This is a genomic window from Streptococcus sp. KHUD_015, from assembly GCF_051106265.1.
Classification (GTDB): domain Bacteria; phylum Bacillota; class Bacilli; order Lactobacillales; family Streptococcaceae; genus Streptococcus.
Window position 1 is genome coordinate 1,665,060 of the sequence record NZ_CP193665.1, and the last position, 24,581, is coordinate 1,689,640.

General features: G+C 43.3%; 26 protein-coding genes, 1 riboswitch and 1 other annotated feature. Of the genes, 5 read left to right on the forward strand and 21 right to left on the reverse strand.

What is annotated here, in order from left to right:
- Positions 1-46 precede the first annotated feature (46 nt).
- Positions 47-706: a prepilin peptidase gene (locus ACORHU_RS07665; RefSeq protein ID WP_045611080.1), complete on the forward strand. Its 660-nt coding sequence runs from the start codon at positions 47-49 to the stop codon at positions 704-706.
- Here ACORHU_RS07665 and trpA read toward each other — a convergent pair.
- The 18 genes from trpA to ACORHU_RS07755 all read right to left on the reverse strand — a co-directional run bounded on the left by trpA (position 678) and on the right by ACORHU_RS07755 (position 17,470).
- Positions 678-1,454 (reverse strand): tryptophan synthase subunit alpha, encoded by a 777-nt coding sequence (trpA, locus tag ACORHU_RS07670; protein ID WP_045611079.1) that lies wholly within the window; start codon positions 1,452-1,454, stop codon positions 678-680. The two genes, ACORHU_RS07665 and trpA, sit on opposite strands and share 29 nt — an antisense overlap.
- A complete protein-coding gene (gene trpB, locus ACORHU_RS07675; protein ID WP_084946316.1) occupies positions 1,447-2,670 on the reverse strand; it encodes a tryptophan synthase subunit beta in 1,224 nt (407 codons plus the stop codon). Before trpB (ACORHU_RS07675) ends, trpA begins: the two co-directional genes overlap by 8 nt.
- Positions 2,648-3,247, reverse strand: a complete 600-nt coding sequence (locus ACORHU_RS07680; RefSeq protein WP_434364166.1) for a phosphoribosylanthranilate isomerase — start codon at positions 3,245-3,247, stop codon at positions 2,648-2,650. Before ACORHU_RS07680 ends, trpB (ACORHU_RS07675) begins: the two co-directional genes overlap by 23 nt.
- Entirely contained in the window at positions 3,234-4,001 is a 768-nt protein-coding gene (gene trpC / locus ACORHU_RS07685; protein ID WP_434364167.1) for an indole-3-glycerol phosphate synthase TrpC, read from the reverse strand. Before trpC ends, ACORHU_RS07680 begins: the two co-directional genes overlap by 14 nt.
- Positions 3,998-5,002, reverse strand: a complete 1,005-nt coding sequence (trpD, locus tag ACORHU_RS07690; RefSeq protein WP_434364169.1) for an anthranilate phosphoribosyltransferase — start codon at positions 5,000-5,002, stop codon at positions 3,998-4,000. The genes trpC and trpD overlap by 4 nt, the downstream gene beginning before the upstream one ends.
- Positions 5,003-5,012: 10 nt before the next feature.
- The gene (locus tag ACORHU_RS07695) at positions 5,013-5,579 is read right to left on the reverse strand and encodes an aminodeoxychorismate/anthranilate synthase component II (RefSeq protein ID WP_261024912.1); all 567 of its coding nucleotides are present in this window, start codon (positions 5,577-5,579) and stop codon (positions 5,013-5,015) included.
- Complete coding sequence (gene trpE, locus ACORHU_RS07700; protein WP_434364171.1) at positions 5,576-6,937, reverse strand: anthranilate synthase component I; 1,362 nt, start codon at positions 6,935-6,937, stop codon at positions 5,576-5,578. Before trpE ends, ACORHU_RS07695 begins: the two co-directional genes overlap by 4 nt.
- Positions 6,938-7,072: 135 nt before the next feature.
- Complete coding sequence (locus ACORHU_RS07705; protein WP_049534967.1) at positions 7,073-7,228, reverse strand: hypothetical protein; 156 nt, start codon at positions 7,226-7,228, stop codon at positions 7,073-7,075.
- Positions 7,229-7,231: 3 nt separating this feature from the next.
- A complete protein-coding gene (gene trpB, locus ACORHU_RS07710; protein ID WP_049534966.1) occupies positions 7,232-8,410 on the reverse strand; it encodes a tryptophan synthase subunit beta in 1,179 nt (392 codons plus the stop codon).
- A 161-nt stretch (positions 8,411-8,571) separates the two neighbouring features.
- Positions 8,572-8,796 (reverse strand) — a binding site (T-box leader).
- A 40-nt stretch (positions 8,797-8,836) separates the two neighbouring features.
- Positions 8,837-10,066, reverse strand: a complete 1,230-nt coding sequence (locus ACORHU_RS07715; RefSeq protein ID WP_434364173.1) for a DegT/DnrJ/EryC1/StrS family aminotransferase — start codon at positions 10,064-10,066, stop codon at positions 8,837-8,839.
- Between the two features lie 42 nt (positions 10,067-10,108).
- Positions 10,109-10,801 carry a sugar transferase gene (locus ACORHU_RS07720; protein ID WP_434364174.1) on the reverse strand — a complete coding sequence of 231 codons (693 nt, stop codon included), beginning with the start codon at positions 10,799-10,801 and terminating at the stop codon, positions 10,109-10,111.
- A gap of 130 nt (positions 10,802-10,931) precedes the next feature.
- A complete protein-coding gene (locus tag ACORHU_RS07725; RefSeq protein WP_434364176.1) occupies positions 10,932-12,674 on the reverse strand; it encodes an ABC transporter ATP-binding protein in 1,743 nt (580 codons plus the stop codon).
- Positions 12,664-14,409, reverse strand: a complete 1,746-nt coding sequence (locus tag ACORHU_RS07730) for an ABC transporter ATP-binding protein (protein WP_434364177.1) — start codon at positions 14,407-14,409, stop codon at positions 12,664-12,666. Before ACORHU_RS07730 ends, ACORHU_RS07725 begins: the two co-directional genes overlap by 11 nt.
- Before the next feature lie 54 nt (positions 14,410-14,463).
- A complete protein-coding gene (locus tag ACORHU_RS07735) occupies positions 14,464-15,099 on the reverse strand; it encodes a DUF421 domain-containing protein (RefSeq protein ID WP_000174455.1) in 636 nt (211 codons plus the stop codon).
- Positions 15,096-15,551: a DUF3290 family protein gene (locus ACORHU_RS07740; protein WP_000675343.1), complete on the reverse strand. Its 456-nt coding sequence runs from the start codon at positions 15,549-15,551 to the stop codon at positions 15,096-15,098. Before ACORHU_RS07740 ends, ACORHU_RS07735 begins: the two co-directional genes overlap by 4 nt.
- Positions 15,552-15,677: 126 nt before the next feature.
- Complete coding sequence (locus ACORHU_RS07745) at positions 15,678-16,319, reverse strand: SdpI family protein (RefSeq protein ID WP_261128165.1); 642 nt, start codon at positions 16,317-16,319, stop codon at positions 15,678-15,680.
- Positions 16,300-16,587, reverse strand: coding sequence for an autorepressor SdpR family transcription factor (locus ACORHU_RS07750; RefSeq protein ID WP_049521689.1), 288 nt, complete (start codon positions 16,585-16,587; stop codon positions 16,300-16,302). The genes ACORHU_RS07745 and ACORHU_RS07750 overlap by 20 nt, the downstream gene beginning before the upstream one ends.
- The gene (locus ACORHU_RS07755) at positions 16,571-17,470 is read right to left on the reverse strand and encodes a CPBP family intramembrane glutamic endopeptidase (protein WP_173276490.1); all 900 of its coding nucleotides are present in this window, start codon (positions 17,468-17,470) and stop codon (positions 16,571-16,573) included. Before ACORHU_RS07755 ends, ACORHU_RS07750 begins: the two co-directional genes overlap by 17 nt.
- A gap of 218 nt (positions 17,471-17,688) precedes the next feature.
- Between ACORHU_RS07755 and ACORHU_RS07760 the strand changes: the two genes are divergently transcribed.
- The 4 genes from ACORHU_RS07760 (at position 17,689) to ACORHU_RS07775 (ending at position 21,314) form a co-directional block, all read left to right on the forward strand.
- Entirely contained in the window at positions 17,689-18,516 is an 828-nt protein-coding gene (locus tag ACORHU_RS07760) for an exodeoxyribonuclease III (protein WP_434364180.1), read from the forward strand.
- 11 nt (positions 18,517-18,527) lie between these two features.
- A complete protein-coding gene (locus tag ACORHU_RS07765; protein WP_000386217.1) occupies positions 18,528-18,914 on the forward strand; it encodes a bleomycin resistance protein in 387 nt (128 codons plus the stop codon).
- A gap of 337 nt (positions 18,915-19,251) precedes the next feature.
- A riboswitch (purine riboswitch) is annotated at positions 19,252-19,347 on the forward strand.
- Positions 19,348-19,470: 123 nt separating this feature from the next.
- Positions 19,471-20,052 carry a xanthine phosphoribosyltransferase gene (locus ACORHU_RS07770; protein WP_434364182.1) on the forward strand — a complete coding sequence of 194 codons (582 nt, stop codon included), beginning with the start codon at positions 19,471-19,473 and terminating at the stop codon, positions 20,050-20,052.
- Positions 20,052-21,314 (forward strand): nucleobase:cation symporter-2 family protein, encoded by a 1,263-nt coding sequence (locus ACORHU_RS07775; protein WP_153195811.1) that lies wholly within the window; start codon positions 20,052-20,054, stop codon positions 21,312-21,314. Before ACORHU_RS07770 ends, ACORHU_RS07775 begins: the two co-directional genes overlap by 1 nt.
- Before the next feature lie 32 nt (positions 21,315-21,346).
- On the opposite strand, the gene ACORHU_RS07780 is transcribed toward ACORHU_RS07775, so the two are convergent.
- The 3 genes from ACORHU_RS07780 to ACORHU_RS07790 form a co-directional block, all read right to left on the reverse strand.
- Positions 21,347-21,751 carry a PaaI family thioesterase gene (locus ACORHU_RS07780; protein ID WP_000651223.1) on the reverse strand — a complete coding sequence of 135 codons (405 nt, stop codon included), beginning with the start codon at positions 21,749-21,751 and terminating at the stop codon, positions 21,347-21,349.
- A 69-nt stretch (positions 21,752-21,820) separates the two neighbouring features.
- Positions 21,821-23,302 (reverse strand): UDP-glucose--hexose-1-phosphate uridylyltransferase, encoded by a 1,482-nt coding sequence (locus ACORHU_RS07785; RefSeq protein WP_434364185.1) that lies wholly within the window; start codon positions 23,300-23,302, stop codon positions 21,821-21,823.
- A gap of 18 nt (positions 23,303-23,320) precedes the next feature.
- Positions 23,321-24,499 carry a galactokinase gene (locus tag ACORHU_RS07790; RefSeq protein ID WP_434364187.1) on the reverse strand — a complete coding sequence of 393 codons (1,179 nt, stop codon included), beginning with the start codon at positions 24,497-24,499 and terminating at the stop codon, positions 23,321-23,323.
- Between the last annotated feature and the right edge of the window lie 82 nt (positions 24,500-24,581).

Below are 24,581 nucleotides of genomic sequence, written 5' to 3' on the forward strand. Positions count from 1 at the left end.
GTTTCTCCATTATACTACTTCTCCCATTTTTTACGAATAGATAAGTATGATTGATATTTATTTTTTTCTTGTCGGGAGCATTCTCGCTTCCTTTCTTGGTTTGGTCATTGACCGTTTTCCTGAGCAATCCATTATCCTACCAGCTAGCCACTGCGATGCCTGTCAGACTCGCTTGCGCCCCTTGGATTTGATTCCGATTATCTCTCAAGTAATTGGTCGCTTTCGCTGTCGCTACTGCAAGGCTACTTATCCTATCTGGTATGCCCTCTTTGAACTGGGCTTAGGAATCCTCTTTCTAGCTTGGTCTTGGGGAGTACTTTCTTTGGAACAAGTCGTCCTCATAACCGCTGGCCTGACCTTAGGAATCTACGACTTTCGCCATCAGGAATATCCCTTACTGGTCTGGATGACTTTCCACCTAATCCTAATGGCCGGCTCTAGCTGGAATCTAGTCATGGTCTTCTTCCTTGTCCTTGGAATTTTGGCTCATTTTATCGATATCCGCATGGGCGCAGGGGATTTTCTCTTTTTAGCTTCTTGTGCTCTCGTATTTAGCGTAACGGAGTTACTGATCTTGATTCAGTTTGCTTCTGCAACAGGAATTCTAGCCTTTCTCCTACAAAAGAAAAAGGAAAGACTTCCTTTTGTGCCTTTCCTCTTACTTGCTGCTTGTGTGATTATTTTTGGTAAGCTACTGCTTGTCTGATAAAGTTCTCAATCGGCTCTCCTTGGTAGAGAGCTTTTACAATTTTTGAACCGACGATAACGCCATCTGATACCGCATTGAAGCGTTCTACATCGGCTTGACTAGATACGCCAAAACCTGTCAAGACTGGGATATCGGCCACTTGATGCAATTGTGCCAAGTGCTTGTCCAAGTCTGCACGGTAGTTGCCAGATTTCCCTGTCACCCCATTGATAGCAACGGCATAGACAAAGCCTTCCGCTCCTTCAATCAACTCTTTTTGACGCTCAATCCCTGTGGTCAAGCTTACTAAAGGAATCAAGGCGATATCTGTATCTGCCAAAAATGGTTCTACAAAGTTGGCATGCTCATGAGGTAGGTCTGGGATAATCAAGCCCTTCACAGCTGTATCCACCAAATCTTTAACAAAGTTCTCCACACCGTACTGAAAGAGGGGGTTGAAGTAGGTCATGATGACCAGTGGAACCTCTGTTTCAATGGTTTTCAAGGTTTCAACCAAAGCTTGTGTCGAAGTCCCGTGGGCTAAACTACGCAAGCCAGCTTCTTCGATAACAGGTCCATCTGCAACAGGGTCTGAAAAGGGAATGCCCACTTCAATAGCTGAGACACCCAAATCTTCTAAAAAGTGGATTGTTTCTCCGAGTCCATCCAAACCTTTTTCGTGGTCACCAGCCATGATATAAGGAACGAAAATTCCTTTTCCAGATGCTTTGACAGCATTTAATTTTTCTGTTAGTGTCTTAGGCATGAGCTTCTCCCTTCTTTGCTGCATCTGCTTCCAAGCGGTCTTTGACTTGAACCACATCCTTGTCCCCACGACCTGACAAGCAGACAATCATAGACTTGTTTGGTCCAAGTTCTTTGGCCAATTTCACCGCAAAGGCAATGGCATGGCTAGATTCCAATGCTGGGATAATCCCTTCCACGCGAGACAAGAGTTGGAATCCTTCCAAGGCTTCCTCATCTGTCACAGGAACATAGCTAGCACGTTTGATATCGTGGTAGTGAGAATGTTCTGGACCGATACCAGGATAGTCCAAACCTGCTGAGATAGAGAAGGCTTCTAAGATTTGTCCATGGGCATCTTGGAGCACATCCATGAGAGAACCGTGGAGGACACCTGGACGTCCCTTGGTTAAGGTCGCTGCGTGGTGTTCCGTATCCACACCAAGTCCTGCCGCTTCAGCCCCATACATGGCTACAGACTCATCATCTACAAATGGATGGAAGAGCCCGATAGCATTAGAACCACCACCAACACAGGCTACTAGGGCATCTGGTAGGTCTTGGCCTGTCAAATCACGGTACTGTTGTTTGGCTTCTCGACCAATGACACTTTGGAAGTCACGGACGATTTCTGGGAAAGGATGAGGCCCCAAGGCAGAACCAAGGATATAGTGGGTATCATCGATATTAGCCACCCATGAACGAAGGGCTGCATTGACCGCATCTTTGAGCACGCGCGAACCGTCTGTCACTGCCTCAACCTTGGCTCCCAAAAGCTCCATACGGAAGACATTGAGGGCTTGGCGTTTGACATCTTCCTCACCCATGTAGATAGTACATTCCATGTTAAAGAGGGCTGCAGCTGTTGCAGTTGCCACACCGTGCTGACCAGCACCTGTTTCTGCGATAATTTTCTTTTTACCCATGCGTTTAGCCAGAAGAACTTGTCCCAAGGCATTGTTAATCTTGTGGGCCCCTGTATGGTTGAGGTCTTCACGTTTGAGATAAATCTTGGCTCCGCCGATATGCTGAGTCAAATTTTTTGCGTAGTAAAGAGGAGTTTCACGTCCCACATACTGACGCAAAAGTTGGTTTAATTCCTCTTGGAAACTTGGATCTGCCTGACTTTCACGGTAGGCCTTTTCCAACTCCAAAACTGCTGTCATCAATGTTTCTGGGACAAAACGTCCGCCGAATTTTCCGTAAAATCCATCTTTATTTGGTTCTTGATATGCCATTCTTTACCCTCTCTATAAATCTTCTAATCTTTTCATGATCTTTTTGTCCATCTGTCTCCACTCCGCTCGATACATCTACTGCATAGGGAGTAAATTGTTGAATTGCTTTTGCTACATTGTCTTCGTCAAGCCCACCTGCGATGAAAAATGGCTGAGCTAGTTTTGTCGTATCCAGTTGGCCCCAGTCAAAGGTCTGGCCACTCCCAGCCACAGGGGCATCAAAGAGGAGATAGTCTGCCTGAGAATTGGTAACATGACCCTCTCCATCCACCTGCACAGCCTGAATACTGGTACAAGGCAAATTCTCAAACAAATCATCTGCCACCTGACCGTGAACTTGAACCAAATCCAAGCCAACTTTGTCAATCGCTTCTAGCAGTTGAGCCCGACTTGGTGAAACAAACACACCAACCTTTTTAACACCTGCAGGAATAAGCTTTGCCAGCTCAGCAGCCTGATCCAAAGTCACCTGTCTTTTACTAGGTGCAAAGACAAAACCGATGTAGTCTGCTCCTGCTGATACGGCTGTTTCCACCGCTTCTTTGGTCGATAATCCGCAAATTTTAACCTTTGTCAATCTGCAACTCCTTGATTCTCTGGGCTACATCTTCTGCCTGCATGAGAGCTGTTCCCACCAAAATTCCGTTAAAGTATGGTGCTACTCGTTCCGCATCCTGCCCTGTAAAAATAGCAGATTCAGAAATGTACAAGCAGTCATCTTTGAAATGTTTAGCCAAATCTACACTGGTCTGCAAGTCAACTTCAAATGTGGTCAAGTTGCGGTTATTAACACCAATAATCTCCGCACCAAGTCTGTGAGCCACTTCTAGTTCAGCTAGATTGTGAGTCTCCACTAAAACTTCCAGACCAAGTTCCGTCGCGTAGTCATAAAGTTCCTTAAGACGTTCTTCTGACAAGGCTGCCACAATGAGCAAGATGACTGTCGCACCTGCATTGCGAGCGCGGATAATTTGCTTTTCATCAATGATAAAGTCCTTGTTAAGCGTCGGAATCTGTACCTGACTGGAAATCTCCCGTAGATAATCCAAATGCCCTTTAAAGAAAACCTCATCTGTCAAAACCGAAATCATCACTGCGCCGTTTTCTTCATAAGTCTGGGCCTGTTGCACAATATCCACATCGAGATTGATATCTCCCAGACTAGGGCTAGCTTTCTTGACTTCAGCGATTACCTGCAAGCGGTCTTGGTGTTGTTTTAGATAGTCAGCCAAGCGATAGGTCTGGCGCAGGGGCTGGATTTCCTCCAGCTCCATCTGCTCTACCTCACGCGCCTTCTGCTCCAAAATTCGTGCTAAAAATTCCTGACTCATTTTTGGTACTCCTGTAACAGTCTGAGTTTTTCAAGGGCCTTGCCACTAGCAATCACTTGACGAGCCAAGGCAACTCCATCCTTGATATTATCTACCTTACCATTAGCATAGAAACCAAGACCAGCATTTAAAACTGTCGTTTCCAAGAATGGACTTGGTTCATTTTTCAGAACGCTGAGCAAAATTTCTGCATTTTCCTGAGCGTTGCCTCCACGAATGTCTTCGATAGCGTAGTGTTCCATTCCCAAATCCTCTGGAGTAAAGCTTGACAAGGTGATTTCGCCATTTTCAAGAAGAGCAATCTTGGTTGTTCCATTCAAACCAGCTTCATCCAATCCTTCTGGCCCAGCAACAACGATGGCACGTTTGCGACCCATATTTTTCAAAACCTGAGCTGTACTTTCTAGAAGTTCTGGACGACTAATCCCAAGAAGCTGTGTTTCCAAGGCCATTGGGTGAATCAGTGGACCAGTCAAGTTCATGATTGTTGGAATTCCTAGTTCCAAACGCGCTGGCATGATGTATTTCATTGCTGGGTGCATATTTTTAGCGAAGAGAAAGACGATTCCAGTTTTATCAAATACCTTACCTAGTTCAGCTGGTTTGAGGTCTAGGTTGATGCCCAAGGCTTCGAGGACATCTGCAGAACCAGATTTAGAAGAAATCGAGCGGTTACCATGCTTGGCCATATGAACACCGCCGCCAGCCAAGACAAAGGCTGCAGTTGTGGAAATATTAAAACTGAAAGACTTGTCTCCACCTGTACCACAGTTGTCCATGGCATCATGAATCTCAGTTGGAATATGTTGGGCATGTCCTCTCATGACTTGGGCAATGGCTGTGCGTTCTTCAGGTGTTTCCCCCTTCATCTTAAGAGCTAAGAGGAGAGAAGCAATCTGCGCCTCCGTTACACGTCCAGTTACGATACGCTCAATGACATCCGTCATTTCCACACCTGATAAATTTTCAAATTTTGCTAGTTTTTCAATAATCTCTTTCATCCTAGTTTCCTCACTTTACAACCTTCTCGATAAAATTCCGAATAGAAGACAAGCCATCTGGCGTTCCAATACTTTCTGGATGGTACTGGAAACCATAAATTGGTAGGTTTTTATGTTGAATCCCCATGATGGCTTGGTCATCAGTAGAACGAGCTGTCACTTCAAAGTCTTCTGGCATTTCCTCAATCAAAATACTGTGGTAACGCATGACTGCACGTCCATCCTCGATGCCTTGATACAAAACAGATGGCGCTTCAAAACTGATATTGCTCTGTTTCCCATGCATGACTTTTGGAGCCAAACCTAACTTACCACCAAAGACTTCTGCGATAGCTTGGTGGCCCAAACAAATCCCAAGAATCGGCTTCTTGCCAGCAAAGTCACGAATCATGTCTTCCATCTTTCCAGCATCAACCGGCCAACCAGGACCTGGAGAAAAGACCAGACCGTCTGCGTTTTCAGCTTCTTCATATAGCTTGGGATCATCATTTCTCAAAACCTGAACTTCTGCAAAATTCCCAATGTATTGAGCCAAGTTATAGGTAAAAGAATCATAGTTGTCAATCAATAAAATCATGGTCTTAGTTCTCCAATTCTAGTCATAGATTTTGCTTTGTTAATGGTTTCTTGGTATTCGTTTTGGGCGATAGAGTCGTAGACAATCCCTGCCCCAGCCTGCACATAGGCTGTTTGATTTTTGAGAATCATGGTTCGGATGGCAATAGCGAAATCCATATCACCCGTCGCAGACAAGTAGCCGATTGCTCCTGCGTACACGCCACGTTTTTCCGTTTCCAGTTCATAGATGCGTCTCATAGCTCGAATCTTTGGTGCTCCAGAAACAGTTCCAGCTGGAAGTGTTGCTTTCAAGGCATCCATAGCAGTGAGCTCTGGAAGCAAACGCCCCTTGACCACGCTGGTCAAATGCATGACGTAGCGGAAGAGCTCCACTTCCATATACTTGGTAACTTGAACACTGGCCGTTTCAGAGATGCGGCCGATATCATTACGTCCCAAGTCTACCAACATCCGATGTTCTGCTGTTTCCTTCTCATCAGAAAGTAAATCTGTTGCTAAGGCCTTGTCTTCTTCATCCGTAGCGCCTCTTGGTCGTGTCCCTGCAATCGGATTGGTTGTCACGATGCCATTTTTAACTGAAACTAAACTTTCTGGACTGGCACCGATGATTTGATAATCACCAAAATCATAGAAATAAAGGTAATTAGAAGGATTGGTCACGCGAAGATTTCTGTAGAAGTCAAATGGATTGCCAGTAACTTCTGCTGAGAAGCGTTGACTGAGTACACATTGGAACATATCCCCGTTACGAATCAAGTCACGAGCTGTTTCCACCATTTCTTCAAACTTCTGAGGAGCAATATGCGGTTTGAAGTCCAGCGGAGATAAATCCAAGTCTTCAAATTCATTTGGAGCAGGAATGCGTAATTCCTCAAGCACTTGGTTCAAGGCTTCTACCAAGTCTTCTTGACTACGCTCGCTGTATAGAGCATCCTCGATGACATGGATTTTTTCCTTCTTATGGTCAAAGACCATATAGCTCTCATAGACAAAGAAATGCATGTCTGGCGTCCCAATGGTATCTTGAGGGATTTGACCAATTTCTTCATAAAGCGAAATCATATCGTAACCAACAAATCCAATAGCTCCCCCACCAAAAGGTAGATCTGAATGGTGCTGGCTCTTATGAGTCACTTCATAAAGGAAATCCAAAGGATCCCGATCAATCACTTGACCATTTTGATAAAGGACTCCATTTTCAAACTTAATCTCAAAAACAGGATTATAGGCTAGGATAGAAAAACGAGCTGTTTCCTTGTCTCTCGGAATACTCTCTAAGATAACCTTGTGTTGCCCCTTTAGGCGCATATAAGCCAAGATTGGTGATAAGACATCTCCATGAATGATTCGTTCCATTGTAATTTCCCTTTCAGTTCTACTTCTAAGTCCGCGGCGGCTGTATGAAAAATCCCCACGCAAAATAACTTGCGTGAGGACGATATTCGTGGTGCCACCTCAATTATAGGATTTCTCCTATCTCTCATTCCTGTCTCAGAAACCTCCTGTAACAGGTTGTGCGATAAAGGGCACTCCCTTGAGAATTATGTTTTCTTCTCTCGTTTCAGATGGACCCAACCTTACAGCTTTCTCTGCTTGTTTCCAGCGACCACAAGCTCTCTGCGAGAGAAAGGACTGTAATTTTTCCATCTATTATTTTTTAGCTTCTAGGTAGTCCGCAATTGCAGCTACGTCCTTGTCTCCACGACCAGAGACATTGATGATGATAATTTCGTCTTTACTTAGTTTCGGTGCACGTTTAACTGCTTCTGCGATAGCGTGTGAACTTTCAATCGCTGGGATAATTCCTTCAGTCTTGCTGAGAAGGAGGAGAGCCTGAACAGCTTCTTCATCCGTCGCAGCGACATATTCCACGCGACCTGAATCTTTGAAGTAGGCGTGTTCTGGGCCAACCCCTGGATAGTCCAATCCAGCTGAGATAGAGTAAACTGGAGCTAGCTCTCCATCTTCCTTAAAGACTGCATAAGTCTTCATGCCGTCGACAATTCCGATACTACCTTTTGTCATAGTAGCTGCGTGCTTGTCTGTGTCAAGTCCGTGACCAGCAGCTTCAACCCCAACCAATTTGACTTCTTCATCAGCCACATACTGAGAAAAAGCACCAATAGCATTAGAACCACCACCTACACAGGCAATAACGTAGTCTGGTAAACGACCTTCTTTTTCTAAGATTTGACGGCGAGATTCTTCACTGATGACCTTTTGGAACTCGTGGACAATGGTTGGATATGGGTGAGGTCCCACAGCAGATCCCAGAACATAAAAGGCTTCAAGGTCATTCATCCATGCTCCAAAGGCTGCATCAACAGCATCTTTGAGGGTACGAGTCCCTGTTTCAACTGCGTGAACAGTTGCTCCCATCATCTCCATACGGAAAACATTGAGACGTTGACGTTCCACATCCTCTGCTCCCATGTAGACATCACAGGCCATACCAAACTTGGCTGCAGCCGCTGCTGTCGCAACACCGTGCTGACCAGCTCCTGTTTCCGCAATAACTCGTTTTTTGCCCATACGTTTGGCCAAAAGAATTTGTCCTAAAACATTGTTGAGCTTGTGAGAACCCAGGTGGTTAAGGTCTTCGCGCTTGAGATAAATCTTAGCTCCACCTAAGTGCTCTGTCAAACTTTCTGCAAAATAGAGCGGTGTTTCGCGACCTGAATAGTCCTTTAAGTAATGGCGAAATTCTGCCAAAAATTCTGGATCATCCTTGTACTTTTCAAATGTCACTTCCAATTCATCCAACAAAGCCTGAATCGGCTCCGGTACAAAACTACCACCAAATTGTCCAAAATAACCTTTAGTTGTCATAAAAATTTCCTCTTTCTGTATTAATTCGGCTTTTTGTTTGCTTTTAGTAGTAGGCAAGGAGCTGCAGATAGAACTTAAGTTCATCAAAGCGACTTAACGCCCTAATAAAAGAAAAACAAAATGACCGAAAGAAAAAAGCCCACACACAGAATATACTTCCATGTGAGGGCGTTGGTAACGCGGTGCCACCTCAATTATAAAGGGACTATCCCCTTTACATCTCTACCTTGTCTAACAACAAGTTGCACTGTAAGGTGTGCGCACCGAATTTTCATTGTTTCAAATTCATTTTTAAAATCAGCCCACTTTCACTACTTCCAACCACCTGTTCACAATCACCACAGGCTCCCTGAAGATCAAAAATAGTTACTTTTCTGATTTGTTGAACTTATTTTAATACTTTGTTTTTTCTTTGTCAAGACTTTTTTACGATTTTTTTGATGAAACTAGCACTTTTTCAGAAACTGTTTTGAAAGTCTCAATGATATAGTCTACTTCTTCATCTGTTAATTTCGTGTGAAGTGGCAGTGTAATTTCGTTTACAAAGAAGGCATAAGCCTTTGGATAATCTGCCATATCGAAACCAAGATTCTTATAGGCTGTCAAAAGCGGAAGCGGTTTGTAATGAACATTACTTGCAATCCCTGCTTTGGCCAATTCTTGGATAATAAGATTGCGTTCTTCTAGGCTTGCTCCTTCTACATGGGTGATGTAGAGGTGGCGTGAAGATTCGACAGTTTCAGTCTTGTGTGCCAAAGGATGTATGCGAGAACCTGCAAAACCACGATCATAGCGGTCCACGATGTCCTTACGACGTTGCAACAAACTTGGATAGCGGTCCAATTGTACCAAACCAAGAGAAGCCATGATATCTGTCATATTGCACTTGTAGGCAGGAGTTACGATATCGTATTCCCATGAACCCAGCTGCATCTTAGCAAGAGCATCCTTAGTTTGACCGTGAAGAGAAAGGATTTGGAATTCCTTGTACATTTCTTCGTCATCAATCGCTGGATTAGATTTCCAAGTCGCACTTCCACCCTCTGCCGTTGTAAAGTTCTTAACAGCATGGAATGAGAAAGAAGTAAAATCAGCGATAGAACCAGCTGGTTGTCCTTTATAAGTAGATCCCAAAGCATGGGCACTATCAGAGACAATCACAATACGGTTAAAGGCTTTTTGCCACTTGCTTGAAGCAACAAACAAGTCACGTTTGTTTTCCACAACTTGGAACAAACGGTCATAGTCACAAACAATCCCTGCAAGCTCTACTGGGATAATCACCTTAGTTTTCTCAGTGATAGCTTGCTCCAGCAGATCATAGTCCATCTCAAACGTATCTGCTTGGATATCCACCATGACTGGTGTTGCTCCCACGTGAGTGATGACACTACATGAAGCTGTATAGGTCATGGCTGGAACGATGACTTCATCACCAGCTCCCACTTCAAGCACTCGCAAAATCAACTCAAGAGCGGCTGTCGCAGAGTTGAGGCAGACAGTCTTAGGTGTCTGTGTGTAAAGAGACAAGCGGCGCTCTAATTCTTTTGTCTTAGGACCTGTTGTAATCCAACCAGAACGCAGGGTATCCGCTACTTCAGCAATTTCTGCTTCCGTAATATCGGGTGGTGAAAATGGAATATTGTAATTTGGCATTGATTTGCTCCTTTTATCTGTACTCATTCTCTCATGACTACTTTATTTTAGCACTTCAAACACGGTTTGAAACATGATTTTGATGTCTCCAAGGAAACTAAACTCTCGGAGATAGGCGAGATTATAGCGCATCTTTCCAGGAAGGACGTGTTCAACATAGGCTTGGTCAACCGACAAACCTTTCTCCGTCATCTGACTGATGATAGTGTCCTCATCCTTGTAGTGAATGCTGGCTGGAGAGGTAATACCTGCTGGCAAAAGTAAGGTCGCCATCATTTCATGGCTATACTGCTCTGTGTAGCGTGACACCTCAGGTCGTGTACCGACAAAGGACATCTCACCTTTAAGGACATTGACCAGCTGAGGCAGTTCGTCTAAACGCACACGGCGGATAAAATTGCCAACCTTGGTAATGCGGCTATCGTTAGCAGAAGTCACTAGACTCCCTTTTTTATCCGCATCCGTCACCATGGTACGGAACTTCCAAATCTTGAAAGGTCGATTGTACTGGGTCACGCGCTCTTGCTTGTAAATAACTGGCCCCTTACTATCCAACTTGATCCATATGCTCAAGATAAGAAAGATAGGAGAGGTCAGAATCAGCAAGACTACGGCTAGAACCCAGTCCAAGCAACGCTTGAAAATCAGCGAACCCTTCCTTTTAGAGACAAGCTGGTAGTAAGACTCAACCTCGCTTGATTTCATTTCCACGGGCAAGTCTTCCCATTTCAGCATGCTGTTTCTCCTTTGTTTTTATTATACTATTTGTCAACATTTTTCATTATACCACAAAATGGAAAAGGCGGTGAAAGAAATCTGTAATTTGAAGGATTTCCTTCTTATGCTCAATGAAAATCAACGAGTATTAGGATATGGCCCCTGCCTGCAAGCTATACATCCTGTGGTAGGTTCCACCCAGAGCCAAGAGTTCCTCATGGGTTCCACTCTCGATGATGCGCCCCTTGTCCAAAACATAGATACAGTTGGCGTCTTGGATGGTAGAAAGGCGGTGAGCGATGGCAATGGTTGTCCGTCCCTGTCTCATCTTAGCCAGAGAAGCTTGAACCAAACTTTCTGTTTCAGAGTCAATATTGGCTGTCGCTTCATCCAAAATCAGGATTTTAGGCTGACTGGCGACTGTTCTAGCAAAGGCAAGAAGCTGGCGCTGCCCAGTAGAGAAGCTCGAACCACGCTCGGACACAGGTGAGTCGTAACCCTGAGGAAGTTCTTGAATAAAGGAATCTGCATCGACAAATTCTGCTGCAGCCTTAATTTCCTCATCACTAATTTCTTGGTACATGGCGATATTGGACTTAATAGTCCCATGATAGAGGAAGGGCTCCTGCAAGACCAGGCCGATATTTTTTCTCAGTTCTTCTTGACTGTAATCCCTAATATCCACACCATCCAATAGAACTCGCCCTGACTGAAATTCATAAAAACGCATGAGGACATTGATAATAGACGATTTCCCCGAACCAGTATGACCCACAAAGGCAATGGTTTCACCCTTGTTAACTGAAAAGGAAATATCATCCAGAATCTGATGTTTACCGTCATAAGAGAAACATACATGTTCAAAACGAATATTGCCTTCTTTGACTTTAGCTTGCCCATCTTCTTGAAGAGGCTCATAGGTCCTCTCATCAATCAAGGCAAAGACACGACCTGCAGAAACCATGGAGGTTTGAAGGGTTGAGAAGTTTTGCGTTACTTCAATCAGGGGGTCAAAGAGACGATTGATGTACTGGATAAAGGCATACATGGTTCCTGCTGTTATTCCCAGATAAAGCCCACGGTAGCCAAAATAGGTCATTAAAACGGCATAGCCTAAGAGTTTCAATAAACTCATGGCAGGGCGCAAAAAGAGGGCATCCAAGGCTACAGAACGGTTGGCATAGATCAAGTGTTCTTGGTTAATCTCATCAAATTCTGCCTGCAGGCGCTTCTCTTGATTAAAGGCTTGGATTATTCTGATTCCTTCGATACTTTCTGCTAGCTTGCTATTGATATCAGATAAGAGACTTCTTGTTTTTTCGATAACCTTGACTGATTTTTTCCGATAGAGATTGACCAAAAGGAAAATCAAGGGGAGAAAGAGCAAGACTAAAGCAGTCAAACGAAAATCCAACACCAACATGGTATAAAGGGTTGTCAGAAAGATGAAAACTGCTGAGATAAAGCTAGATAAAATCCCTGAAAACATATCGCTGATGGTCTCGGTATCATTGGTCAAACGAGAAACGATAGAGCCTGCTGGCGTCTTGTCAAAATAAGACATGCCCAGTTTTTCCATATTGGCAAAGGCATCGCGACGAATATCTCTAACAATGCTGTAGGATACCCGTGCAAAGAGAAGATTACCGACATACTGGACCAGAGTTTGTAGGATATAAAGGCCATAATAGGCCAGTAAAACGGTCACAGCGAGTTGATTGAGATTGCTGAGATACTGGTCTATAAAGTGGGAAGCCACAAGGGGAATGACACTTTTGATGACCGTAGTCGCTAGGAGAAAACTTAGTGCCAAAAAGGTCAAGAGTCCATAGGGCTTGAGATAAGACATCAAGCGCTTCAATACAGCCCATTGTTCTTGCTTATTCTGCATCTTCTTCTCCTTTCATTTCCAACTGCTGAGACTGGTAGGTTTGGGCATACCAGCCATCCAAAGCTAGCAAGTCTTCGTGCCTGCCTCGTTCGATAATTTGACCATTTTGCAGGACTAAAATCAAATCTGCATGGACAACTGCACTGAGGCGATGGGCAGTGATAATGGTTGTTTTGTCCTTTCGCGTCTCCTTAAGGTTGTCAATAATCGCATACTCCGTCTTGGCATCCACGGCGGACAAAGAATCATCCAAAATCAAGATATCAGGGTCTAAAATCATCGCCCGACTCATGGCCAGACGCTGCTTTTGACCTCCAGAAAGACTGACTCCCTTTTCACCAATCAACGTATCAAATCCCTGAGGCATGGCTACAATGTCTTGGTAAACTTGGGCTAGCTTGGTCGCTTCCTCGACCGCTGAAAGTGGTAAATCAGGATTCCCAAAGCGGATATTGTCTAAGATTGAAGTCGCAAAGAGAAACTGGTCCTGAGGGACATAGCCCATGAGACTGCGAAGGTCTGTCAGACGATAGTCACGAATATCGTGACCGTTTAGATAAATGGCTCCCTTATCCACATCGTATTCACGCAAGAGGAGTTTGATTAAAGACGTTTTTCCAGAGCCTGTCTGACCAACCAAGCCCAATGTTTGCCCTTTTTCCAAACTAAAGTGAACATTTGTCAGTGTTTCCTCATTTTCAAAGGCAAAGCTGTCAATGGCGTACTCCAAGCATCCATTTTCAATACCATCTAATGGAAACTCTGGGTCTTGTACAGGTGATTCCTGAGACAAAAGTTCCTCAATCCGCTGGTAAGAAACCTTCCCTCGCTGGGTAATATTAAAGAGGAAACCAATGGCCATAAGAGGCCAAACCAGCATATCCAAGTAGCTGATAAAGGTGACCAGATTCCCAACCGTGATTTGCCCTTTCTGAACCATCAAGGAGCCGACCAAGAGCGTTAAAACATAGGAGGAACCAACAAATAAGAGAACCATAGGGTCAAAGAGACTATCGTATTTCATGGTTTGCAGGTTCTTTTGGAAGGTCAATTCATTGACTGTCTGAAAGGACTTGAGCTCATCCGCCTGATAACCGAAAGACTTGGTCACTTTAATACCTGATACGGACTCCTGCACCTTGTTATTGAGTTCGGAAAAGGCGGCTTGCGATTCGCTAAAGGCCTTGTGGGTCTTTCTCCCTAGACGACTGGTCGCATAAGCCATGAAAGGTAAGGGTAAAATGGCAACTAGGGTCATTTGCCACGAAATGCTAAAGAGCATGGTCAGCAAGGTCACTAAAGCTGTGATAGAGGCATCCACGGCAGACATAACACCTCCCCCTGCGAGACGGGTTAAGGCATTGATATCATTGGTTGCGTGTGCCATCAGGTCCCCCGTCCGATAAGTTTGATAAAAGGCTGGAGACATTTTTGTGAAATGCTCAAATAAGCGAGAGCGCATAATCTGTCCCAAACGGTAGGAAGTACCGAGGATATACATACGCCAAACATAGCGCAGATAGTACATCCCAAAGGCTGCAAGAAGCAAGTAAAATAGGGCAAGAAGGAGGTCCTGCTGGGTTAATTGCCCCGATGTGATGGCATCAATGACCCTCCCCATAACCATTGGGGGAATGAGGTTGAGGACGGAAACCAAGACCAGAGCCACAATCCCGACTAAATAACGGCGTTTTTCTAACTTGAAAAACCACCAAAGTTTTTGAATAATGGACATAACATCCCTTTCTGATTGCAAATAGAAACCTGAGGCCAAGACCCCAGGTTTTTCTTATTCATAGGTTACGACTGTGACCGCACCCTTGTCATACTCAGCGATAAAGATATTGGCTACATTGTCATGCCCTTGCTTGCTGAGGTTATCAAGCAACCACTCTTCGTTACGACCAATCGACTCCAAAACATCGACTTGTATCACACCGTCAGTCACAACTGGATACTTAGGATTTTCATCTCCCATTTGGACCACGATGAGTTGGCCATTTTGCTCCTGCACAGCTCGTTTGACTTGCTTCATCTGGAAAATTCCTTGGCTACGAAGTTTGAGGGCTACATCCGATGCAGACAAGCCAACTGAACGACAGGCTTCTGGGTCAATCTGCCCATTTTTGATAAGGAGAGTTGGTTTTCCATCAATCAAGCGTTTGACAAAACGAACATTGTTATTGAGCCACTTGAGGGTCAAGACCAAAATCGTCCACATCATCAAAATCACTGCGTACTGCAGAATGCTGATTGAACTATTGTAAATCACCCCACCGATGATACCACCAAGAACATAGTTCTGAATTTGGTCTGTAGCAGAGTTAGGTGCTAGATTCCCCTTTCCTGTCACATTAATAACAAAAACAAGAGAGAAAAGACCCAAGGCCAGTTTGATTAAAATTTCCATATAATTGAGTGTCATTTGTTTACCTCCACCAATTCAATAGCGTCTGTTTGATGCAATTCTAATTTCTCTAAAAGATACTTGTCTGGTTGGCTCCCGTTCATGGCACGATAGAAATTTGAACCTACCTTGATAAGTGCTCCATCAGTGGCTGCAGAAGTATTGACATAAACTTCTGATTTATCCACTCCCAAGTCTTTGGAAACAACCTCTATGAAATGAAGTGAAGTTTGAAATTGGTTGTTAGAGGCTTGATTGGTCTGGTATTTTGAGATTGTCACCAAAAGCATGGCCACCAAGGTCAAGGCCAAAATCATGACCAATTCCCGAAACTTAGTCCCCTTTTTATCTCGATAGGCTTTAAAAGCAAAAAATCCTGTGATAGCTAGGAGCACAATCCCAAAGCCAATCATCATTCCATTTTGCTGACTGATTTGGCTAAGTACATAGTCATATGAGTAAAATTTCATTTATTTTCACTCCCTTTCATAAAATCATTCTTAATTATAAACGAAAGAGAGTGATTTTTCAAGCCATACGTTGGGGAAATAGACTTATCAGACCAACTTCTCTAACTAATGACTCAAATACCTGTTTCAAGATTCTAATTTTGATAATTGATAAGAATAGACACTAGGAATTATCACTACAAAGAAAAGTGTCAAGAAGAATACCCAGTAAACATATAGTTGCACAAAGGAATTTAGAAACAATAACAATCCTCCTAATACCCAAATTTTTCCAGCTAGGCGATGCGTTTTTCTCCAGTTTCCATCATTCTCCAAGGTCCACGGTAGTCGAATACCGATTATATAATTTCGGTGTGTTTTTGGTAGATAATTTCCAATTACGATCATCACGACTCCCATAAAAATCTGAGCTAGAATCCCGCTCATCATGGAATAACCCAAATATTCTCCGAAGATAGAAATCATTAATAGACAAGATACAAAAGGAATAATCCAGTAAATCAAAACTTGTATTTTTGAACTGATATTGCTAGATTTAGGATCCTTAATCATTAAAAATAGAAGCAACCAATGCATCAAAAGCATGAGAGTCGGTAATCCAAAGATAGCAAACATTTTATGATTGTAGCCATCTGCTTGACCCAGTAGATTAAAATGAGTGGGTATCTCCTCTGGTAATTGATTCCAGAAAACACAACCTACAAGGGAAGGTAGTAGGATGAGAATGCTCGTAAATAATACCAATTTCTTATTGATTTTTATCTTCATCAAAATGATCTCCTTTCAGATCTGCTAACCAAACCATTATATCCTCTAAAACCGATGTATTTAACTCATAATAAATAAAGTTTTTTTCTTTCATTTCATGAATCAAATCCGCTGCTTTCAAAATCGTGAGATGATGTGAAATCGTTGCACTTGTCAACTCGAATTGACTGGCAATTTCTCCTGCAGATAATCTACCTGCTTTGAGTAAATTTAAAATCTCTCTCCTAACTGGATGAGAAAAGGCTTTAAAACTATTTGCAAAACTCATAATGGCTCCTTTCCCTTTGTAATATTAGTAGGGCTAGGACTAAGCAAGGTAGAACTGATAGTATTCCTGTCGGTGATGGGCCTAAAATCAAGAGGCTTGAAACTTTTTCTCCTGGTAATTGAAAGAGTAACCCAATACCTGCAGTTGCATTGATTGCCCCATGAAATAGGGCAGAAGCCCAGATAGAACCTGTCTTTTCCAACAACCAGCTCAACAATATTCCTAGGCTAAAACAAAATAGAAACATAGCAACAACTCCCAAAACGGGATAAGCAAAATAAGATAGTCCATAATTATAGCCTTGCAAATTGATTGGTAGATGCCAAATACTCCAAATGAGACCAAGCAAGACATGAGTCTGGACTAGTGAAAAGCGTTCTCTTAGAGCTGGGTAAAGATAGCCACGCCAACCAATTTCCTCTCCCAATGCAAAGAAACTATTAAGAAAAGGAGCGTAGGTCAAACTAGCTAGGATTTGAATCAAGGCCAAGAAAGATAAGGGAACGGTTGATTGAGAGACACCTTTTTCTTGTAAGATGGCTTGAATAGATTCAAAACCAAGGCTGAAATTGCTAGGGAATACAAGAAAATAAAGTCCCGCTCCTAAAAAACTGATGACAGCTGGTAACCAGATAGCTAGTAAGTAAAAGCGCCAGTTGCTCTTGAGATTCACAACTAATTTAGATTTGATTCCACTAGGTTGATTCGTGATTTTCCCTAAAATAAAGACTGCAAGTGCAGGCATCCACATGGCTACAATACTAGCAAGTTGACTCCATGGAGAATTTAGACCAACACCACTTAGCCATAGTGCCAACCATATTATCCAAGCAAGGGTATAAGCCAAGACCACAAAAAGAAGGATTGTTCTCTTATTTGACATATATGTAACGTCACTTTCTATTTAGATGTTTTTCTAAATAACATTATACACCTTTCCATTCTAAATACAATAACTATTTAGATTTTTTTCTAAATAGTTTAGGGAATTTTTATTTTCTCAGGATAAAGTCTAAAGAGTAATTTTCAAACCATACGTTGGGGAAATAGACCTTTTTTTGGTATAATAAAATCTATAATCTGAATGAAAAAGGTAACTTTATGAAACTTATCTCATGGAATATTGATTCCCTCAATGCTGCCCTAACCAGTGACTCAGCTCGTGCCAAATTGTCCCAAGAAGTCCTACAAACCCTTGTGGCAGAAAATGCTGATATCATTGCTATCCAAGAAACCAAGCTTTCTGCCAAAGGGCCTACAAAGAAACACTTGGAAATTTTAGAAGAACTCTTCCCAGGCTACGAAAACACGTGGCGCTCTTCTCAAGAACCTGCCCGTAAAGGCTATGCTGGAACCATGTTCCTTTATAAGAAAGAACTCACACCCACTGTCACTTTCCCAGAAATCGGTGCCCCTTCTACCATGGACTTGGAAGGCCGTATCATCACGCTAGAATTTGATGATTTTTTCGTAACGCAAGTTTACACTCCAAACGCTGGCGATGGCCTCAAACGCTTGGAAGAACGCCAAGTCTGGGATGTCAAATATGCTGAATACTTGGCTCAACTAGACAAAGAAAAACCAGTCCTTGCAACCGGTGACTACAATGTAGCCCACAATGAAATCGACCTTGCAAATCCTGCTAGCAACCGCCGTTCACCAGGATTTACCGACGAGGAGCGTGCTGGATTTACCAACCTTTTAGCAACTGGATTTACGGATACCTTCCGCCACATTCACGGCGATGTTCCAGAACGCTACACTTGGTGGGCACAGCGCAGCAAGACTTCTAAAATCAACAATACAGGCTGGAGAATCGACTACTGGCTCACAAGTAACCGCATCGCTGACAAGGTGACCAAGTCCGATATGATCGACTCTGGAGCTCGCCAAGACCATACACCGATTGTCTTGGAGATTGAACTCTAAGGAGAAAACGAATGGACTATCAAGCTGTCATTCCTGAATTTGTAGTATCTGACATCGAAAAATCACGCCACTTCTACTGCGACCTGCTAGGATTCTCTGTCGAATACGAGCGTCCAGAGGAAAAATTTCTCTTCCTCTCGCTTGAAGACTGCCAACTTATGCTAGAAGAAGGCAGCGCAGAAGAATTAGCTCAGCTGACCTATCCTTTCGGGCGCGGTGTCAATATTTCCTTTGGCATTGCAGATGTTCCTCAGCTCCACCAAAAACTGCTGGAAGCTGACTATCCTATCCATCGTCCCCTGACAAAAAGAGAATTTCGAGTAGGAGATAGCTTTATATATCCTCATGAATTTGCAGTTTTGGATCCAGATGGCTATTTTTTAAGATTTAGCGAGTAGAATAATAAAGACTGGAAAAAAGTCTTTAAAATTAAAAAGGCATATTAGCAAGTCTTGAAAAATCTTGATAATATGTCTTTTATGATGAAAAAATCTTCTAATACTCTTCGAAAATCAAATTCAAACCACGTCAGCGTCGCCTTACCGTACTCAAGTACAGCATGCGGCTAGCTTACTAGTTTGCTCTTTGATTTTCATTGAGTATAAATGTTAGCCAATAAGTTAATCTTTGTCCGCTTTTCTTATATTTGTTCGTTTTTTATCTCAAAACACTAACAAAATATTTGATTTCTAAAGTTATTTAGTGTAAAATAAAAACATTGGCTCAAGCATATTTAAAATTGAATATCGTTTTACTTGTTTATGTCGTGAATTGGCACGACGTTTCTACAAGGTGCCGGAACACCTAACAATAAGTAAGTCAGCAGTGAGGTATGGTCGTTTTTGCCATGCCTATTTGGGGGACTTACTTAGAGATTAAGTAGGTCCTTTTTCTATTTCTTGCTAGAAACTATAAACAAGCAAATGGATTGGCTTTTAGACTTTAGGAGGTCTTATGAAATTATTAGAAGAGCGCATCCTCAAGGATGGGCATGTCTTGGGTGATAACATCCTCAAGGTGGATTCCTTTTTAACCCACCAAGTTGACTTTAGCTTGATGCGAGAAATCGGTAAGGTTTTTGCGGAAAAATTTGCTGCTGCTGGCATTACCAAGGTCGTGACCATTGAAGCGTCAGGTATTGCCCCAGCCATTTTTACAGCTGAAGCCTTAAACGTTCCCATGATTTTCGCTAAAAAAGCTAAAAACATCACTATGAACGAAGGTATCTTAACTGCCCAAGTTTACTCCTTTACCAAGCAGGTAACCAGCACCGTTTCTATCGCTGGAAAATTCCTCTCACCAGAGGACAAGGTTTTGATTATCGACGATTTCCTTGCTAATGGCCAAGCAGCCAAAGGCTTGATTCAAATCATCGAACAAGCTGGTGCCACAGTCGAAGCTATCGGTATTGTGATTGAAAAATCCTTCCAAGATGGCCGTGATTTGCTTGAAAAAGCAGGCTATCCTGTTCTATCACTCGCTCGCTTGGATCGTTTTGAAAATGGTCAGGTCGTATTTAAGGAGGCAGATCTCTAATGCAAACTCAAGAAAAACACTCGCAAGCAGCCGTTCTTGGCTTGCAGCACTTACTAGCCATGTACTCAGGATCTATCCTGGTTCCTATCATGATTGCGACAGCCCTTGGCTATTCAGCTGAGCAGTTGACCTACCTGATTTCTACAGATATCTTCATGTGTGGAGTGGCAACCTTCCTTCAACTCCAACTCAACAAATACTTTGGTATTGGACTCCCAGTCGTTCTCGGAGTTGCCTTCCAATCTGTCGCTCCTTTGATTATGATTGGTCAAAGCCATGGTAGTGGTGCTATGTTTGGTGCCCTTATCGCATCAGGGATTTACGTGGTTCTTGTTTCAGGCATCTTCTCAAAAGTAGCCAATCTCTTCCCATCTATCGTAACAGGCTCTGTTATTACCACGATTGGTTTGACCTTGATTCCTGTCGCTATTGGAAATATGGGGAATAACGTTCCAGAGCCAACTGGTCAAAGTCTCTTGCTTGCAGCTATCACTGTTCTGATTATCCTCTTGATCAATATCTTTACCAAAGGATTTATCAAGTCTATCTCTATTTTGATTGGTCTGGTTGTTGGAACTGCCATTGCCGCTACCATGGGCTTGGTTGATTTCTCTCCTGTTGCGGCAGCACCGCTTGTCCATGTCCCAACTCCACTCTACTTTGGGATGCCAACCTTTGAAATCTCATCTATTGTCATGATGTGTATCATCGCAACGGTGTCTATGGTTGAGTCGACTGGTGTTTACCTGGCCTTGTCTGATATCACAAAAGATCCAATCGACACCACACGCCTTCGTAACGGTTACCGTGCAGAAGGTTTGGCCGTACTTCTCGGAGGAATCTTTAACACCTTCCCGTACACAGGATTTTCACAAAACGTTGGTTTGGTTAAATTATCAGGTATCAAGACTCGCCTGCCAATCTACTACGCAGCTGGTTTCCTTGTTCTCCTTGGACTCCTTCCTAAGTTTGGTGCCCTTGCCCAAATCATTCCGAGCCCTGTCCTCGGTGGTGCCATGCTGGTAATGTTTGGTTTTGTGTCTATTCAAGGGATGCAAATCCTCGCCCGTGTTGACTTTGCTAACAATGAACACAACTTCCTTATCGCAGCAGTCTCCATCGCTGCAGGTGTAGGACTCAACAACAGTAATCTCTTTATCAGCATGCCAACAGCCTTCCAAATGTTCTTCTCAAACGGAATCGTCGTAGCCAGCCTACTTGCCATTGTCCTCAATGCCGTATTAAATCATAAAAAGAAATAAGAAAAAGAGGTGCGAGCCTCTTTTTTATTTATCTATATCCTCACCTGTCTGTCTTCTGACCGTTGGCCTGTGACAAACATGGTAAAGGTTGCTTTGCAGACATTTCTGCCCTCTTGATTGGTGATATCGACATCCACGACACAGGTTGTGCGACCTTGATGGACGCATTCTCCTTTAATGGTCAGTACATCGTCGAGTTTTCCTGCTTTGAGGTAGTTGATAGAGGATTGGAGAGTCACTCCGTCTAGTCCTAGCGAAATGACCACCAAACCACTGATCTGATCACAAAGGGTAAAGAGATAGCCACCATGGGCATTGCCATAGTAGTTGAGAGACGAGTCCACTACTTTGGTCGTCACCACAACGTGACCATCTCTCATTTGTTCTATTTCGTAATTTTCAAAGGCAGATATAGCGTCAAAATGAAAATCTTTCATCGTTTCCTCCTGATATTTCAAACGACACTATGATACTACTTTTTATAGGACTGTGCAAGGAGAAAGCTCCTAGTCTGGCAAAATTCCTACCTGCTCCACAAAGCGCATAAAGGCTGCCTGTCCTTGTTCTGTCTGCTTGTAGACTCCTGCATCCTCAAGCACACGTGCAAAGATAGTACCCACAGAGTCCTTGACGATTTCAAGGGCTTTTTCTTTATCCGTTAGGTCTGGATGGTGGGCTCTAAGTTGGTCTGCCCATTCCTGATGATAATCGGCAACTGTATCAGCTTCTCCTACAAGATAGCTAGCGACTTGCTCCACTTCTGCTTTCAGACGTGGTGGCAAGATTGCCAAGCCCATGACCTCAATCAAGCCGATATTTTCCTTCTTGATATGTTGGACATCCTTGTGAGGATGATAGATACCATCAGGATGTTCTGCAGAAGTCTGATTGTCTCTCAAGACTAAGTCCAACTCAAACTGGCCATCGCGTTTACGGGCTATAGGTGTGATGGTGTGATGCGGTGTTCCGTCCGTCTCTGCCAAAATCTGCACTGCAGGATCTGAATACTGGCGCCATTCCTGCAAAATCTTATCAGCCAAGTTGATCAAATCCTCTTTGGAATCCGAAGTCAAACGCAACACTGACATTGGCCACTTGACAATCCCAGCCTTGATCTGCTCAAAACCAGTAAATCGAAAGGTATTTTGCAAGGGAGCCAATTCCATAGGAAATACGTGACGGCCTCCCTGATAGTGATCATGAGTTAGAATAGAGCCCCCCACAATCGGCAGGTCGGCATTAGAGCCAGCAAAATAGCCTGGAAACTGCTCTACGATAGCCAACAGACGTTCAAAACTCTGACGACTAATGGCCATAGGACGATGCTGGCCATCTAAAAAGATACAGTGCTCATTAAAGTAAGCATAGGGAGAATACTGGAAACCCCATTCCTGACCAGCCATTTCAAAACGGATAATACGGTGGTTGCTGCGAGCTGGGTGGTTTACCCGACCATGGTAGCCCTCATTCTCTAGACAAAGCTGACACTGGGGATAATTGCTAGTTTGCACCAACTTGGCTGCTGCAATCTCTTTGGGATCTTTTTCAGGCTTAGAGAGATTGATGGTAATTTCAAGTTCACCGTAGTCAGACGGTACACGATAAGCAATATTTTTAGCAATAGCCTTAAGTTTGATGTAGTCATTTTTCTGACTGAGTTGGTAAAAATCCGCTATCGCTTGCTCAGGTGAGTGGGCGTAGGTTGCCCAAAAGTCACGATTAACCTGACTCGGACAAGGGGTCACCAAGTTCATCAGTTCAGCACCAAGGATTTCACGCGCAGTCTGACTATCCTCAATCGTCTCTAATCGAACGGCTTCCTCAACCAGCTGGTCCTTGAGGTCAATCAATTTATCCAGATCCGTCTCAACTTCCAAGACACCATCTCCCACTCGTGCTAAGACACGATTGGTCAGGTAGATGCGATCCATTTCCTCAAATGAACTTTCAGAAATGACATGTGTTACAAATTTATCTACTAAGGTCACTATAGAACCTCCTTTTGACTAGTCAAGGACGCGAGTGCCACCTGCAACTTCAGCGATATAGAAGCTTGGAGCATAGCCAACGATTTCTTCATAGTGTTTTCCAACAGCTTCTTTAAAGTTTTCAACCGCATCTTTTTGAACCAAGGCAATAGCACAACCACCAAAACCTGCTCCTGTCATACGAGCACCAAGAACACCTTCTTGAGCCCAAGCTGTATGAACAAGGGTATCCAATTCCAAACCAGTTACTTCATAATCATGCTCTAGGGAAACGTGTGACGCATTCATCAAACGACCAAATGTTTCCAAATCTCCTGTTTGAAGGGCTGCTTGAGCTTTGAGTGTACGTTGGTTTTCAAGCACAGCATGGCGAGCACGTTTCAAACGATTTTCATCTTTAATTAGGTAGCTATATTGGTCAAAGGCCCACTCATCCAATTCACCCAAGGTCTGAATATCTAAGGCTGCTTGCAATTCTTCCACTGCTTTTTCACACTCAGCACGGCGTTCATTGTACTTAGAGTCCGCCAGTTCACGGCGTTTGTTAGTGTTCATGATAACAACGACATTGTCCTTCAAATCAAGTGGTACCAAATCATACTCTAAGGTATTGGTATCAAGGTAAATAGCACGTTGGTCAGCCCCTATACCGATAGCAAACTGGTCCATGATACCAGAGTTGACTCCGATAAAGTTATTTTCTGTTTGTTTGCCGATTTTAACCAAATCGAGACGCTCTAATTTTAAATCAAAGAGATGCTCTGCCACAACCCCTGTCAAAAGTTCCAAGGATGCTGAAGAAGACAAGCCAGCACCATTTGGGATATTCCCATAAACATAAAAATCAAACCCTTTGTCAATCACGTGCCCAGCTTCTTGCAAGAAATGAAGGACACCTTTTGGATAGTTGGTCCAGTTGTGCTCTTTTTCAAACTTGAGGTCAGCTAGAGGCACTTCGATAATACCTTTGTCCTCAAAGTTAGCTGAGTAGAAACGCAAGACTTGATCGTCACGCTTTCTAGCTGCACCGTAAGTTCCTAAGGAAATAGCTGCTGGAAATACATGTCCACCATTATAGTCTGTGTGCTCACCAATCAAGTTGATACGGCCTGGTGAAAAGAATGTTTGATCTGCTTCTTGACCAAAAACAGCAAGAAAGTCTTTACGAAGAGCTTCAGCAGTAAGATGTTGTGTCATATGATTTCTCCTTTTACTGTCCGTTAAGTCACCTTAACGTGTAATCGTTTTCTTCTATTGTATCCAAGGGATTTCCCAAGGT

Coding starts and splice junctions, on each gene's coding strand:
- ACORHU_RS07665 (WP_045611080.1), top strand. CDS start 47: ATGATTGATATTTATTTTTTTCTTGTCGGGAGCATTCTCGCTTCCTTT.
- trpA (WP_045611079.1), bottom strand. CDS start 1,454: ATGCCTAAGACACTAACAGAAAAATTAAATGCTGTCAAAGCATCTGGA.
- trpB (WP_084946316.1), bottom strand. CDS start 2,670: ATGGCATATCAAGAACCAAATAAAGATGGATTTTACGGAAAATTCGGC.
- trpC (WP_434364167.1), bottom strand. CDS start 4,001: ATGAGTCAGGAATTTTTAGCACGAATTTTGGAGCAGAAGGCGCGTGAG.
- trpD (WP_434364169.1), bottom strand. CDS start 5,002: ATGAAAGAGATTATTGAAAAACTAGCAAAATTTGAAAATTTATCAGGT.
- ACORHU_RS07695 (WP_261024912.1), bottom strand. CDS start 5,579: ATGATTTTATTGATTGACAACTATGATTCTTTTACCTATAACTTGGCT.
- trpE (WP_434364171.1), bottom strand. CDS start 6,937: ATGGAACGAATCATTCATGGAGATGTCTTATCACCAATCTTGGCTTAT.
- ACORHU_RS07705 (WP_049534967.1), bottom strand. CDS start 7,228: ATGGAAAAATTACAGTCCTTTCTCTCGCAGAGAGCTTGTGGTCGCTGG.
- trpB (WP_049534966.1), bottom strand. CDS start 8,410: ATGACAACTAAAGGTTATTTTGGACAATTTGGTGGTAGTTTTGTACCG.
- ACORHU_RS07715 (WP_434364173.1), bottom strand. CDS start 10,066: ATGCCAAATTACAATATTCCATTTTCACCACCCGATATTACGGAAGCA.
- ACORHU_RS07720 (WP_434364174.1), bottom strand. CDS start 10,801: ATGCTGAAATGGGAAGACTTGCCCGTGGAAATGAAATCAAGCGAGGTT.
- ACORHU_RS07725 (WP_434364176.1), bottom strand. CDS start 12,674: ATGCAGAATAAGCAAGAACAATGGGCTGTATTGAAGCGCTTGATGTCT.
- ACORHU_RS07730 (WP_434364177.1), bottom strand. CDS start 14,409: ATGTCCATTATTCAAAAACTTTGGTGGTTTTTCAAGTTAGAAAAACGC.
- ACORHU_RS07735 (WP_000174455.1), bottom strand. CDS start 15,099: ATGACACTCAATTATATGGAAATTTTAATCAAACTGGCCTTGGGTCTT.
- ACORHU_RS07740 (WP_000675343.1), bottom strand. CDS start 15,551: ATGAAATTTTACTCATATGACTATGTACTTAGCCAAATCAGTCAGCAA.
- ACORHU_RS07745 (WP_261128165.1), bottom strand. CDS start 16,319: ATGAAGATAAAAATCAATAAGAAATTGGTATTATTTACGAGCATTCTC.
- ACORHU_RS07750 (WP_049521689.1), bottom strand. CDS start 16,587: ATGAGTTTTGCAAATAGTTTTAAAGCCTTTTCTCATCCAGTTAGGAGA.
- ACORHU_RS07755 (WP_173276490.1), bottom strand. CDS start 17,470: ATGTCAAATAAGAGAACAATCCTTCTTTTTGTGGTCTTGGCTTATACC.
- ACORHU_RS07760 (WP_434364180.1), top strand. CDS start 17,689: ATGAAACTTATCTCATGGAATATTGATTCCCTCAATGCTGCCCTAACC.
- ACORHU_RS07765 (WP_000386217.1), top strand. CDS start 18,528: ATGGACTATCAAGCTGTCATTCCTGAATTTGTAGTATCTGACATCGAA.
- ACORHU_RS07770 (WP_434364182.1), top strand. CDS start 19,471: ATGAAATTATTAGAAGAGCGCATCCTCAAGGATGGGCATGTCTTGGGT.
- ACORHU_RS07775 (WP_153195811.1), top strand. CDS start 20,052: ATGCAAACTCAAGAAAAACACTCGCAAGCAGCCGTTCTTGGCTTGCAG.
- ACORHU_RS07780 (WP_000651223.1), bottom strand. CDS start 21,751: ATGAAAGATTTTCATTTTGACGCTATATCTGCCTTTGAAAATTACGAA.
- ACORHU_RS07790 (WP_434364187.1), bottom strand. CDS start 24,499: ATGACACAACATCTTACTGCTGAAGCTCTTCGTAAAGACTTTCTTGCT.